General features: G+C 53.5%; 9 protein-coding genes and 1 CRISPR repeat array (1 of these 10 cut by a window edge). All 9 genes read left to right on the top strand.

Translation table 11 applies throughout. From position 1 onward, the window contains the following. The first annotated feature begins 191 nt into the window (after positions 1 to 191). Entirely contained in the window at positions 192 to 3,821 is a 3,630-nt protein-coding gene (locus tag V8L73_RS11580) for an autotransporter outer membrane beta-barrel domain-containing protein (protein WP_347253050.1), read from the top strand. A 164-nt stretch (positions 3,822 to 3,985) separates the two neighbouring features. Beyond that, a complete protein-coding gene (locus tag V8L73_RS11575; protein WP_027272883.1) occupies positions 3,986 to 4,240 on the top strand; it encodes a VF530 family DNA-binding protein in 255 nt (84 codons plus the stop codon). Positions 4,241 to 4,315: 75 nt separating this feature from the next. Beyond that, on the top strand, positions 4,316 to 5,281 hold the full coding sequence (cas1f, locus tag V8L73_RS11570) for a type I-F CRISPR-associated endonuclease Cas1f (RefSeq protein WP_347253049.1): 966 nt from the start codon (positions 4,316 to 4,318) through the stop codon (positions 5,279 to 5,281). Then, entirely contained in the window at positions 5,278 to 8,730 is a 3,453-nt protein-coding gene (cas3f, locus tag V8L73_RS11565; protein ID WP_347253048.1) for a type I-F CRISPR-associated helicase Cas3f, read from the top strand. The genes cas1f and cas3f overlap by 4 nt, the downstream gene beginning before the upstream one ends. A 458-nt stretch (positions 8,731 to 9,188) precedes the next feature. Beyond that, a complete protein-coding gene (locus V8L73_RS11560; RefSeq protein WP_347253047.1) occupies positions 9,189 to 9,386 on the top strand; it encodes a hypothetical protein in 198 nt (65 codons plus the stop codon). A 107-nt stretch (positions 9,387 to 9,493) separates the two neighbouring features. Continuing rightward, positions 9,494 to 10,783 (top strand): type I-F CRISPR-associated protein Csy1, encoded by a 1,290-nt coding sequence (csy1, locus tag V8L73_RS11555; RefSeq protein ID WP_347253046.1) that lies wholly within the window; start codon positions 9,494 to 9,496, stop codon positions 10,781 to 10,783. Then, positions 10,780 to 11,754, top strand: coding sequence for a type I-F CRISPR-associated protein Csy2 (csy2, locus tag V8L73_RS11550; protein ID WP_347253045.1), 975 nt, complete (start codon positions 10,780 to 10,782; stop codon positions 11,752 to 11,754). Before csy1 ends, csy2 begins: the two co-directional genes overlap by 4 nt. Positions 11,755 to 11,794: 40 nt before the next feature. Beyond that, positions 11,795 to 12,793, top strand: coding sequence for a type I-F CRISPR-associated protein Csy3 (gene csy3, locus V8L73_RS11545; RefSeq protein WP_347253044.1), 999 nt, complete (start codon positions 11,795 to 11,797; stop codon positions 12,791 to 12,793). Positions 12,794 to 12,796: 3 nt separating this feature from the next. Further along, positions 12,797 to 13,408 carry a type I-F CRISPR-associated endoribonuclease Cas6/Csy4 gene (cas6f, locus tag V8L73_RS11540; RefSeq protein ID WP_347253043.1) on the top strand — a complete coding sequence of 204 codons (612 nt, stop codon included), beginning with the start codon at positions 12,797 to 12,799 and terminating at the stop codon, positions 13,406 to 13,408. Between the two features lie 189 nt (positions 13,409 to 13,597). Continuing rightward, positions 13,598 to 13,794: direct repeats of the CRISPR family, unit length 28 nt; unit sequence CTGAACCGCCGCATAGGCGGCTTAGAAA (it continues 4,156 nt past the right edge of the window).

Below are 13,794 nucleotides of genomic sequence, written 5' to 3'. Positions count from 1 at the left end.
AAAGAAAGAGTTTTAATTCCTGTTTTTATAATAATGGGGTGGGGCGCTTTGGTTTAAATAGCTTTGAGGCGTTTTCCATTAATACTTTTAATTAAGAAGTGGGTTTTCAAATTAATTTCAACTGTAAATCAATTGGATTAAAAAATTAACTTAACGGAAATAAAGGATTTTTTAAATCAAGGAGCGGGATCGTGAATAAAATTTATAGAATTATATGGAATCACTCTCTCGGACAATGGGTTGTCGCTTCAGAATTTAGCCGAGGCAAGAAAAAGTCTGCATTATCTGCATTAAAAACCGCGTTGTGCTGTGGCGTTATCGCCGCTTCGCTACCTATCGGGAATGCGTGCGCTGCCGACTACACGTTAACCATCACCAATCAACAAACGTTCAATACGCCGCTGTTACTCACGGGCATTCCCGCGACGCCCTCAGGCTTACTGGTCAATGGTGCGGGCGATGCGACGTTTAACGCGCCTCTAACGGTATCAACGTCGGGCGCTTCGGCCTATGCGGTGGCCGTTGAGGGGCCAAATGCAATTCTGACGATTAATCAAAATGCCTCACAGAGGAATTTGCTGGAAACGACGGGGATAGGATCGTTTGGCGTTTCGGTAAAAGACGGCGTTCTTAAGCTTTATAATACCGACGTGGTGACTTCCGGCGGCGGAGCGGTGGGCGTTAGCGTCAACGCAGGAAAGGCCACTCTGACGGATGTCTCCATTAAAGCTAACTATTCCGGCACCTCTGCCGAGGGTGCGCTTGCGACTAAGGGGCTGTTGGTGAACAACGGCGGCGAAGCAACGGTGACCGGAGGCGAGATTTCTACCGCGCACTGGTACAGCGACGCAGTAGGGATTGGCGGTTCCGGAGCAACTCAGGCTTCTCACGTTTCCATTACCGATACCGCAATTTCAACGTCGGGCGCTTCTGCGGCGTCAGGCGTACGCCTTTATGACGGCCTTTCCTCCTTTGAAATGAAGGGTGGAAGCATAACGACGACCGGCGCCGGCCAGTCGGCGGGCGTCATCAGCGACGTCGCGGGAAATCGGGTCAGCATCGACGGCACGATTATCCGAGTGAGTGGAGATACTTCTCGAGGCGTTTCCGTGAGCGGAGACGTAACGATTAAAAACGCGGATATTAAAACAACCGGCGCCAGCGGCTATGGCATCTTCTCTGGCAGCGGTTCGCTTAACGTTAGCAATACGAAAATCGAAACGGGAAAAAACGCCATTATTGGCGGGAAACACAACGCTTCGGCCATTTATATCGGGCCAAACGTCCAAACAACGCTGGACAACGTAGAGCTTATTACCAACGGTAAAAACTCGCACGGCGTATGGATAAACGGCACGGCTCCCGGCACGGCGAAGACGGTAGTAACCAACAGCGAATTCAACATGAAAAACGCGGATTCCTACGGTTTTGCCTTGTTCTATGGCAACGTGGAAGTTTCCGATAGCCAGATTACGATAAACTCAACCGGAGGCGGTGGTATTTATGCCACGAACCGTTCTTCGGCCGTGGCGGACAACGTGACCGTTGTCACCAAAGGCGCCTCATCTCACGGCGTTTATGCCAGCTCAAACTCAAGCGTAAACGTTAAAAATTCCGAGGTAACAACGACAGGAAAAGGCGCATTTGGCGTCTATGCCTCCACAGCGAGTTCTGCCGTGCTTGACGGCGTGGACGTCACCGTAAGCGGAGCCGGCGCGACGGGAAGCCGCGCCGGTGGCGTTGTCGCTAATGGAAGCGGAACAACGGTTTCGACGAAGGGCGGTACGATTACGGTAAGCAGCAATAGCGCAGACGGCGTACGGGCCGAGGCCAGCGCTTCCGCCGTGCTGCACGGGGGGACGGTAAAAGCCACCGGTGACGATAGCTCTGCGGTTCGCGCAAACGGCGTTGATTCGTCCATCGAGGCCGTTGGCTCGACGTTAGAAACGGCGGGCAGCAACGCGTTCGCCGTTACGGCGATTAACGCGGGCCAGGTGAAACTGGATGGCGCTATCGTCAACACGCAGGGCAATTCGGCTCACGGCGCGGCTGTTTTAGGCGACGGCAGCGCCGTTGAGGGCCGCAATCTGTCAATTGCGACCTATGGTTCAGATGCCGCAGGCATTTTTATCCACGATGCAAGCCTGAGCGCCGGGAAAGTGAACCTAACGGATTCAGCGGTAAACAGCGCTCAGTCTGACGGCGTATTAGTTTCCTCCTCCGTGGGAGATATAACCCTGACGAACGCCAGCGTTAGCGGTAGCGCCAACGCTCTGAACGCCATGGATAATGCGCTGGTTACGCTGACGGCCAAAGGCTCGACTCTTAAGGGCGACCTTCTGACGTCCACTGACAGTACTGCTAACGTCGATTTAAGCGCTCGTTCTTTGCTAAACGGCGCGGCGCACGGCGTAACGTCTCTGCGTATGGACGATAGCCTGTGGCAAATGACCGCCGATTCTGATGTTGACAAGTTCGTTATCAACAGCGCTTCCGTCGTGTTTAATCCGCCGGCTTCCGGCGCATTTAAAACGCTGAAGATCAATACGCTGTCGGGTAACGGCGGTTCGTTTGTGCTTAATACCGTGCTCAACGAAGGCGGTATTAATACACAGACCGATAAAGTCCACGTCACCACCGGCGCGAGCGGCGATCACGTACTTATTATTAAAAATGCGGGAGGCATGGGCGCGCTTACCGTTGGCGACGGCATCGAAGTTGTTCAAATTGATGGCGCTTCCAGCGTTGGTTTTACGCTGGGCAATACGGTCAGCGCGGGCGCCTATGAGTACCTGCTGTATCAGGGGGGCGCCGCCGATGCGGATAACTGGTATTTGCGCTCTTTCTATCAGGCGCCCTCGGTGCCGGATCCAGATGCTGAGCCAACGCCAGCGGAAAACGTTATCTATCGCCCCGAGGTAGCGGGCTATGTAGCTGCGCCGTATCTAAACCAGCAGTACGGTTTTGACATCATAGGCACTTACCACGAGCGGGTCGGCGACACCGTTATTCGTCGCGGGGACCAAAGCTGGGCCAGGATGGGCGGCCAGCACAGAACGAACGACGCCGATCGCTTTAGCTATAAAAGCGACAGCTGGTTTGTTCAGTTTGGCCACGACCTGTATCAAGACGTGAGCGCTGAGGGCACTCAGATTAATGCGGGCGTCATGGCGACGCTTGGCTCTCAGGATACCGATGCCCAGGATCGCACGCGTTCGCTCGACGTCAGGCTGTCTCGCGATACCGGCTCTGTGGTCAGCGACGGATACAGCCTTGGCGGATACTATACCCGCATGGCGCAAGACGGCGGCTATCTCGATCTGGTGGGGCAGGGAACGTTCTACCACAATAAGTATAAAAGCGATCGCGACGCTACGCAGAACGGCTACGGCATCGTAGCGTCAGCCGAGGTCGGCAAGCCGTTCGCTCTGGGCGGCAATATGTCGCTGGAACCACAGCTTCAGCTGATGTATCAGTATCTATCATTGAAGGATTTTGACGATGACGTTGGCGACGTAGACGGCGTCTCCGCCCATGCTGGGTTAGCCAGAGGCGGCCTGCGTTTAAGTTACGACGCGACGACGGTCAAGCCCTATGTTCTTATGGACGTCGTGCAGCGCTTGGGGGCAGATACGGCGGTGAACGTCGGCGGTACTAACATAAGCGCTGATTTCACCGACGCCTGGTGGCAAACCGGCGCGGGCGTGAGCGTTCAGCTGGCGGAAGATACTCAGGTGTACGCAGACGCTAAATACCAGCGAGGCTTTGACGGCAATATGGAGGGCTACGGAGGCCGCCTGGGGATTAAAGTGAGCTTCTGATTGGCGTTAAACCTAACGACGCCGGGTACGCCATTACGCACCCGGCGTTTTTCATATCGCCCGCGCATCCGGATAAATACGCCGGCACGATACTCAGGTGACTCTGAGGCGCCGCGCTGTTACTATGACGCCCCTCACTGCGGCAAATATTACGATACGAGTACATGCACTCTAACGATCCTCTGCACGGCATTACGCTTGAGCGTCTGCTTACCGAGCTGGTTGAACGACACGGCTGGGCGTTTTTAGCGGACCAGGTAAACATCAACTGCTTCAAAAACGACCCCAGCGTCAAATCCAGCCTGAAGTTCCTGCGCCGTACGCCGTGGGCGCGCAAGCAGGTTGAGGAACTTTATCTGTCCCTGCTCGAAAAGCGCGATGACGATGTTGAAAATCCGTGGGGGAAATGGGGGGAGTAACCCATTGATGGTGCATCGTATTCTTTGAATGTGCTATGGTGTGATTATCTCACTGGGTCACAACGAGCACAGGTTATGGACGACTTTTCTCCCTCTGATTTAAAGACCATTCTTCATTCCAAACGAGCCAATCTTTACTATCTGGAACACTGCCGCATTTTGGTTAACGGTGGTCGGGTTGAGTATGTGACCGATGCCGGAAAGTCGTCGCTCTACTGGAATATCCCCATCGCCAATACCACTTCCATCTTACTGGGAACCGGAACGTCAATTACGCAGGCCGCGGTGCGAGAGCTTGCAAAAGCGGGCGTTCTTATTGGCTTTTGCGGCGGCGGCGGAACGCCGTTGTTTTCCGCGAACGAAGTCGACTGCGAAGTGGTTTGGTTTACGCCTCAAAGCGAATATCGACCAACGGAGTATTTACAAAGATGGATACGATTCTGGTTTGACGATGAAAAGCGGCTGGCGGCGGCAAAAATGCTGCAGTTGGCGCGGCTATCCTTCGTTGAAGCCTGCTGGCCCAAGCATGGGGCGTTTGCCGTCGACGGCGTCGCGTTAGGAAACGCGCTGCGGCGCGCCAGAGAGGACATAGCGCAAGCGCCTGACGTAACTCACCTGTTGACTCAGGAAGGGCGGCTGACGAAAACGCTGTACGCGCTGGCTGCCAATGCGGTGCGATACGGCTCGTTTCAGCGCGTTAAAGGGGGCGGTGGGGATACGGCGAACCGCCTTCTCGATCACGGCAACTATTTGGCCTACGGGCTTGGGGCGACGGCGACATGGGTATTGGGGCTTCCTCACGGCGTTGCGCTGTTGCACGGTAAAACGCGGCGTGGTGGGCTGGTATTTGACGCCGCCGATTTGGTGAAGGATGCGCTGATATTGCCACAGGCGTTTATTTCCGCTTCTTTGAGCCATGAAGATCGGGAGTTCAGACAGTCCTGTATCCAAACCTTGACGACCTTCAGCGCGCTGGATTTTATGATAGACAGCTTAAAGCAAATCGCTGACGAGATGGCGAATGTAGGAGATGTAGCGTGAACGTTTTGCTTATCTCTCAATGTCATAAAAAAGCCCTTACGGAAACACGACGCATTATTGACCAGTTCGCCGAACGCTGCGGCGACAGAACGTGGCAAACGGCGATGACTCGGGACGGGCTGGATACGCTGCGCAAGCTGTTACGCAAGACAGCGCGTAAAAATACGGCCGTCGCCTGCTATTGGACTCGGGGGCAAAATCGGACTGAACTGCTGTGGATCGTCGGCAACCGTCAGGCGTTTAACGCCGAAGGCCGCGTTCCTACCAACCGTACGCAGCGCGACGTCTTGAGGCGAACCGATGAGGACAGCTGGGCATTCTCCCAAAGCCTGATAGTGCTAACGGTGCTGGCTGCGCTGCTGCACGACTTGGGAAAATCGTCTGACGGATTTCAGCGCAAGCTACGCCGAGCCTTTGATGGCAAAGGCGATCCGTTTCGCCACGAGTGGATATCGTTACGTATTTTTCAGGCCATCGTTGAGAAAGCGGAAAATGACGAACAGTGGTTGCGCTTTCTGGCTGATTTTGATGCGTTTGAGCAGGCATATCCTCTTTGGCGGGAAGATCTTTTCAAAGACGGCGTAAGTAGCGCCGGAAGCCTGCCGTATGCCGTTTCTCCTTTTAAAAAAATGCCGCCTCTGGCGCGCGCCGTAGGCTGGCTGATTGTCTCCCATCATCGATTGCCGTTTTACGGCAAGGATGAACGAGAATTTACGCGATCGGTGGATACGCTGTTTGAGAAGTATCTGACGCCGGTCGAAGGCTGGGTGAAAAATACTCAGGGCGAGCTGGCTGACGCTAAGCCTATCGAACCATTTTGGACCTTTTCATCAATGGCGACCGACAGCCGGGCGTGGCGCAGGCGTATGGCACATTGGGCGGAACGCGCGCTGACGGATCGCCATTTGTCTAAGCAGTGCGACTTTTCCTTTTTCGATCCATTGCTCATGCACCTTGCTCGCCTGAGCCTGATGGCGGGCGATCATAATTATTCCGCGTTGCCGCATAGCCCGCAGTTTGGCGACAGGCGCTTTGCGCTTTACGCCAATACACAAAAGCGTGATGAGGGCGATACGGAGATCCGGCTGCGCCAGAGGTTGGATGAACACCTGATCGGCGTTGCGCATCAGGCTGAGCGCTTTAGCCGCCGACTGCCGGCCCTGTGCGATAGCCTGCCTGCAATCGCACATCACGATGGTTTTCGTAAACGGGCGAAAGACGCGCGCTTTCAGTGGCAGAATCTTGCTTACGAGAAGGCCCGCAGCCTGAGGGAAAAAAGCCAGCGCGGCGGCTTTTTTGGCGTCAATATGGCCTCCACCGGCTGCGGTAAAACGCTGGGCAACGGGCGCATTATGTACGGATTAAGCGATCCCGAGCGTGGAGCTCGCTTTACCATGGCGTTGGGCCTGCGGGTACTGACGCTGCAAACGGGGAAAGCCTATCAGGACTGGCTGGGGCTCGGTGAAGACGATTTGGCTATTCTGGTGGGCGGCCAGTCCGTTGTTGATTTGTTTAATCTGAACAACGGCGAAAGCAGGGGTATCGAACCGACGAGGGACGATGTTATCAAACTGGCGGCGTCGGAGGTGAATTCGCTAACGGCGTTGGCCGAAAAGTACGGCGCGGGCAGCGAATCCGTACAGCCGCTTGAAGATGCGTTCATTCACTATGACAGCCCAATCGCCGAACAGGAACTGGGGACCGTATTGCGCGACGCTGGAGCCAGAAAGCTGCTTTACGCGCCGGTAGTGACCTGTACCGTCGACAGGCTGATGGGGGCGACCGAAACCTCGCGTGGCGGCCGCTTTATCGTCCCGCTGCTGCGCCTGCTGTCGTCCGATTTGATACTGGATGAACCAGACGATTTTAACGTTGAGGACAACCCCGCGCTGGCGAGGCTGGTGAATATGGCGGGCATGATGGGATCGCGGGTTCTGCTGTCGTCGGCAACGCTGCCGCCCCACATGCTGGCCGGGTTGTTTGACGCCTATCGGGCCGGGCGTGAAATCTGGAACCGGCACCACGGCATAGCTCGGGCGCCAATAGCCTGCGCCTGGTTTGACGAGCGTAGTGCGACAGCGGCCGACTGCGCAGATAAGTCAGCGTTTTGGGCGGCACACGCGGCGTTTGTTCAGGCGCGAATGAGCTACCTGAAGACGCTTCCCGTTCTGCGGCAGGCGGATATTTTGCCGCTGCCTTCGGTGAAGCCTGAGCGCAATCTGGATTATGACGGTCTGGCGAAGGATATTCTTTCCGGCGCAGCGCGGTTGCACGCCGCGCACGGAGAACGCTGCCCGCATAGCGGAAAGCGCGTTAGCTTTGGCCTTATTCGTTTGAGTAATATCAACCCGCTGGTTTCATTGGCACAGGCGCTGTATTGCAGCGAAGGTCTGGACGGCGCAGAGATTCATCTGTGCGTTTATCACGCGCGCCAGCTGCTGGCGTTGCGCTCTGATTTGGAACAGCGGTTGGATGGAATACTCAATCGTAAGGAAAATGGGAAAGGGGGATTCGAGCACGTGGACGTAAAAAACGTGCTCGAACAGAGCGCAGAGCAGGACGTGATATTTATCGTACTGGCGACGCCGGTGGCGGAAGTCGGGCGAGATCACGACTACGACTGGGCGATCGTCGAGCCTTCCAGCATGCGCTCGCTGATTCAACTGGCGGGGAGGGTGCTGCGGCATAGAAACAGGCCGGTGACGGCGCCGAATATTTTGGTAATGGAGACAGCGATTCGGGCGTTGAGGATGGGAATAGACCCGAAGAATGAAAAAGAACCAAAGGATGAGAAGGACTGTAAGTCGATATTTGTAAAACCGGGCTTCGAGCTGGGAAGGCATAATTTGCTTTATCCTTATAGCGTCTGGCTTAAGCGCCATTGCTCGCAAGCCCTGTTTTTATCTGAACAGTTTGAGCATATCCACTCCGGCTCCCGCATCGATGGGCCTGCGATCCCTTTGAAGGGAAAGCGTTTTAATATCAATGCACTGTCAACGTTGGAACACGTGGTTACGATGCTGGTGATGGATAATCCTGGTCTGAACCAAACCAACGCGTGGTGGCGAAGGGCGCCAGAAGGCGGAGGTGAGTCTCATTCAGCCAATCCTTACCTGTTTCATCTCCAAGGATTAACGCCTTTCCGGGCCGGGCCGTTGCAGAAACGCTACGTTCGCCTGCTGGATGATGAAGGGCAGGGGAAGTTTTATTTTATTGAGGCGCTGGATAAGGATGACGATCGCTCTTTTACGTTGGTTGATTTTGAATATGGAGACGGCGTTGCCTCTTGGCTAAACCGCGACTATGCCGACGTGATTGAGACGTTAGGTAGGGAACTGCCTAATCTTGACTTGCGCTATTTGTGTATCAGGTTTGGTTACGTTGAGCTGGATGCGCACGTGGATAAGTGGAACTTTCATCCGCGGTTGGGGTTTTGGCCAGAAAGATAGGAAAATAGTTTGCTGTATCAGAAGCGTTAACTATTTTATTTGAATCGGGCTACGGGGGATGCTAGTCTTTCGGCGCATTTGGAGTATTCCAAATGACGGTCGCATAGGCCGCTTAGAAATATGTATTTTATATTGTTGGTTATACCTATACCACCGCATAGGTGGAGGATATTAACATAGGCTGCGCAAGAGATTGTGTGGCCTATTTTTTTGATTTTATTGTGTTTTTATGAATGAATGTTTTGTCTGTATTTTTTACATACAGAGTATGTATTTTTTATGTATTCCTATGTATTTTGAATTGTTGATTTAAAAAGATTGCGAAGCAAACTATTGACGTGGTACTTTGTTTTTGATGCGTGAGATTATGTATGCGTCAGTCACATCAGTACCGCGCGGAAACGCGGTACTGATGTAGTTTCAACAAACCACTTTCTAGCACGAAAGGTGAATTCATTATGAGTGATCGAAATGGAAATGAAAAGATTCAAACCGTAGAGCTGAGCCAATTGGATGAAGATTCTGCGAAGTATCTTCCACTATTTCCGAGTGAGCAGGATAAATTGAAGGGATCTAGCTTTTTGAACTTCAAGCAAAAGATAAAAGTAATTTTTCAATTTAGTTTAAATCTCAATTTTCAATTGGAAAGAAGTTAATTCATAGCTAATTAAGGAGTCTTGGGTTGCTGGTAGGCGATTTAGAAAGCCCTTTTGGAGACTACCAGCAATTCTCATAATTCAAAGTTGATTGCAAGGAGGTAACCATGCCTATTCAACAAGCGGTTCACGCGTTTATCGCTGAACGCTTGCAGACGAAGCTTGACGGCGCGAAGTCTCAGCAGGAGCGGGACGAGCTGGCCGAAAAGTATCGTCCACACTGCTGGATTGCCGATGCGGCCAGGCGCTCCAGCCAAATTCAGTTCGCTACCCACACCGTTAAAGGCATTCACCCCGACAGCAAAGGTACCAACGTTAACGCCCATCCTTCGGCTCTGCCGGAAGGGTTAGTTGGCTCTGCTTCTCTCAATAATCGCCGGCTCGATGTTGTGGGCAACGCGGCGGCGCTGGATGTCTACAAGCTGCTGATGCTCCCTATAGATGGTGAAACCAGGCTGCTCGATTTGGTTGAGGCTGAAGATGAGCGCCTGCTGCCGATACTGGCGGAGCGAGAAGAAGAGGCTCGCGCTCATCTGGCGGCGTTTAAGGCTATCGGCCAGCGTGAGTCTTCCGGTGCGAAAACCTATGAGCTAATGAAACAGCTGCTGTGGCCTGAGGGTGATGACGCGCAGCATCACGACAGCTATCTGAATCTGGTGCCGCTTTATCCTACCAGCCTGGTTCATCAGGTTTATCAGTCATTGCAGAAGATTCGCTTTGGTGAGGAGGTAAAACCCGCGAAGGAGGCAAGGCGTGAGAAAAAGTCGCATCCGAACGGTTATACCGAACTGCCTGACGTTGCTTATATCAAGCTGGGAGGCACGAAGCCGCAGAATATCTCTCAGCTGAACTCTGAGCGAGGCGGCCGAAACTACCTGTTGCCGTCACTGCCGCCGACGTTTGAGTATCGAAGCGTCAGGGCGCCTATTTACGAGCGGTCCATCTTCGAGCGGGCTTTTCCCTATTTTGCTCGCCACTGCGTTCAGCGCTTTTGCCTTGAGATTATTGACGAAGCGCGCAATAACAAGCGGGTACGGGAAAGGCGAGAATCTATCCTACAGGAAATACTCGGTGCGCTGATGCTGTACGGCGAACGCGTCCGGAGCTTGGAAGGAGGATGGTCGCAAAAAGCCCATCATCTTAACGAGGCGCAGGCCCTTTGGTTGGATCCCAAACGGGCACAGGAGGATAAAGAGTGGGCGCAGCGTCGGGAGGCGGTGAATTGGCGCGTTGAACTGGCCCACGATTTTGCGCTTTGGCTTAATCAACAGATTAACCGAGCCTATCAAAACGCTCGTCTCGTCTATTTGGCTACGCCCGAGCATCAGGAGTGGAAAACGGCTGCGCTTGAGCTGATGAAAGCGGATAAACGTCTGGGCGCGGGGGTATTTGCATGAACTACTATTTACTGATCCCCGATATCCGCGTTCAAAATGCTAACGCGATTTCAGGCCCTCTATCCTACGGCTTCCCTGCCATTACCGCCTTTACCGGCGCAGCGCATGCGTTAGAGCGAAAGCTGTCGGGAACCTTTCCCGTTCGGCTTGGCGGCGTAGCGATTGCGGCGCATGAGTGCGATCCGCAGATTTCCCGGCCAGCCTCCTATGCCGACTGGAGCTTTATTCAATCACGTCATCCGATCAAAAAAGACGGTTCCTCTCCCTCTATCGTTGAAGAGGGCTACGTTCACCTGCGCGTAAGCCTGTTGGTAGAAGTCAGCGGCGAAGTGGACTGGAACGATGAAGAAAAAAGAGCGTTCTGCAAAGCGGTTTATGCCCAAATGATGCGCCAACGCCTGGCCGGCGGCAGCGTGCTTAGCATTGGCAATGGGCGACGTGAAGTTCAGATCTATAACGATCCGTATGGGAACATCGAGGCTATCAGAGAGCTGATGCTGCGGCTTACGCCCGGATTTTTGCTCATGGAGCGTAGGCAGGCGCTGATTGATCATACGCAGAAGTTACAGGCTGAAGACGCTGAAAAAACGGTTCTCGATGCCCTGATTGACCTGTGCGGCATCCACTGGCAGCCAAAAGTGACAGGGCGTGAATCTGACGATGACATTGAAAAAGTCGGCAAGGTCGAGTGGGAAGCGATTTCTCATAAGTCCGGCTGGCTGGTGCCTATCCCAGTGGGGTACCAGAGCATAACGCCCCTGTTTGCACCGGGTGAGATGGCCGACGTTCGCGCGCCAAACTACCCGACCTGCTTTGTGGAAACCGTGTATTCAACCGGAGAATGGCTGTTTTCCGCCTCGCTTCCCACATGGCAGTTTGGGCGCATCTTCTGGCGCTATCAAACTGACGGCGAACGCCAGCTGTTTTTGGTTACTCAGAATAATGCAGACGAAGAAATCGTCGAGCTTTAGTGATTTTCAATAACGAATTTATTTTTCAAGGAGTGACAAGATGTCTAAATCCGCATTAAAAACCGCTTCCGTCCTTGCTTTTGAGCGCTGCTTTGACGTTTCTGACGCACTGTTTTATCAAACTCATTGGGAAAATAGGGAAGCGGCGATCGCCGTCAAAATTGGCGAAAAATCGGTGCGAGGCACGATTTCCAACCGCCTGAAAAACGCTATTAGCAGCGACCCGACCAAGTTGGATGCAGAAATCCAAAAGGCTAACTTACAGACCGTCGACGCAGCGGCGCTGGACGGCCAGCACGATACTCTGCTGGTCAAATGGAGCCTGAAGGTGCTGCCGTTTACCGGCCAGCCCTGCGTTTGCAACAGCCTGGACTATCAAACCAAGCTGACCGAAACGCTGCAAACCTATATCGACAAGGTAGGCTTTGCCGAGTTGGCAAAGCGCTATGCGGTGAACGTCGCTAACGGGAGATACCTATGGCGCAATCGCATGGGCGCCGAGCGCATTGAGGTTATCGTTCGGGCTGAGGGAGAAACTCCGATGTCGTTTGACGCTAAGTCGATCTCTCTAACGTCGTTTGACCACGCGGACCCACAGCTGGATAAGTTGGCTTCGCTCATCGAACAAGGGTTAAGCAACCAGCGGTTTGTGCTACTGCACGTTGAAGCTTATGCCCGAGTAGGACAAGGGCAGGAAGTGTATCCCTCTCAAGAGCTGATTTTGGATAAGGGTACTCGCAAGAGCAAGACGCTGTATGAAGTTGGCGATACGGCTGCCATGCACTCGCAGAAGGTCAGCAATGCGCTACGCACTATCGATACCTGGTATCCGCAGGCGCAGTTCCCCATTGCCGTTGAACCGTACGGTTCTGTAACATCTATGGGAACAGCTTTCCGTCAGCCGAAGCAAAACTGTGATTTTTACACGCTGTTTGACGGCTGGGTGCTTAAAGACAAAGCGCCTGTACTTGAGGAACAACACTATGTCGTGGCGACGCTTATTCGCGGCGGCGTATTCGGTGAAAGCGGCAAGGAGTGATCCATGGAGAGCTATATCGATATCCAGATATTGCCAAATCCGGAAATTGCCGCGCCGGTAGTGATGAATGGGCTGTTTTACCGACTGCACCTGAGGTTAGCGGCGAGTGAGCTTCAGGTCGGCGTGAGCTTTCCGCAGTACCGTATGGGCGATGAGGCATCGGCAGGATCTTTAGGTTCTTTACTGCGGCTGCACGGCCAGCGGGGCGATTTGGCCAAGCTGGACGTACAGACAACGATGGGCGAGTTTTGCGACTATACCTTCGTTGGCGAAATCAGCGACGTTCCGGGAGCTGTTAGCGAATACGCATCGTTTGTTCGTAAACACTGTAAAAGTATGCGCGACGTTGATCGAAAGCGGCGGTATTTACTGAAAAAGGCCAACGGCGAATGGAACGATGTGGCGCAAGAGAGCCTGCGCCGCTTTATGGAAAAGCTGCACTGCACGCTGCCTTTTGTTCATCTCGCCAGCCACAGCTCAAAACCGGCCGAAGGAGAGACACAAAACAGCTTCCACCTGTTTATCGCTAAAGAGGCTGGTCCACGGCGAAACGGCTCGGTGACTCGCTACGGGTTAAGCGATCCGCAGAACAAGATGAGTATGCCTATTTTTTAGTTTGCATAAACCTGCGGGGCCGCAAATGAATCAGGCGAACCTCGCAGACCCTTTTTTTATTGGTTATTTAACTATCCATATAAATCAACGGGTTATGTTTAAAGTCAAAAAAAGGGTATTTCCGTCGGTAAGAAAGAAAAAGGCCCGCTTGAAAAGGGCTGGCCGGCGCTTTTAAGGTGAAAAAGTCTACTGAACCGCCGCATAGGCGGCTTAGAAAGGGTAGGCTCATTACAAGAGCGTCGCCTGCGTCTGAACCGCCGCATAGGCGGCTTAGAAATTGGGTCATCGAGGCCCGCAAGAACATCGGATCTGAACCGCCGCATAGGCGGCTTAGAAAAGCAGAACGACGAGCGCGTTTAACCGGAGATACTGAACCGCCGCATAGG

The organism is Leminorella grimontii (assembly GCF_039789245.1).
Lineage (GTDB): Bacteria > Pseudomonadota > Gammaproteobacteria > Enterobacterales > Enterobacteriaceae > Leminorella > Leminorella grimontii.
Note: the sequence above shows the minus strand (reverse complement) of the source record. Positions and strands in the feature narration are given on the sequence as shown.

Bases quoted from the DNA above. Each gene is read 5' to 3' on its own strand.
- csy1 (WP_347253046.1), top strand. From the start codon at position 9,494: ATGCCTATTCAACAAGCGGTTCACGCGTTTATCGCTGAACGCTTGCAG.
- V8L73_RS11575 (WP_027272883.1), top strand. From the start codon at position 3,986: ATGCACTCTAACGATCCTCTGCACGGCATTACGCTTGAGCGTCTGCTT.
- cas1f (WP_347253049.1), top strand. From the start codon at position 4,316: ATGGACGACTTTTCTCCCTCTGATTTAAAGACCATTCTTCATTCCAAA.
- csy3 (WP_347253044.1), top strand. From the start codon at position 11,795: ATGTCTAAATCCGCATTAAAAACCGCTTCCGTCCTTGCTTTTGAGCGC.
- V8L73_RS11560 (WP_347253047.1), top strand. From the start codon at position 9,189: ATGAGTGATCGAAATGGAAATGAAAAGATTCAAACCGTAGAGCTGAGC.
- cas6f (WP_347253043.1), top strand. From the start codon at position 12,797: ATGGAGAGCTATATCGATATCCAGATATTGCCAAATCCGGAAATTGCC.
- csy2 (WP_347253045.1), top strand. From the start codon at position 10,780: ATGAACTACTATTTACTGATCCCCGATATCCGCGTTCAAAATGCTAAC.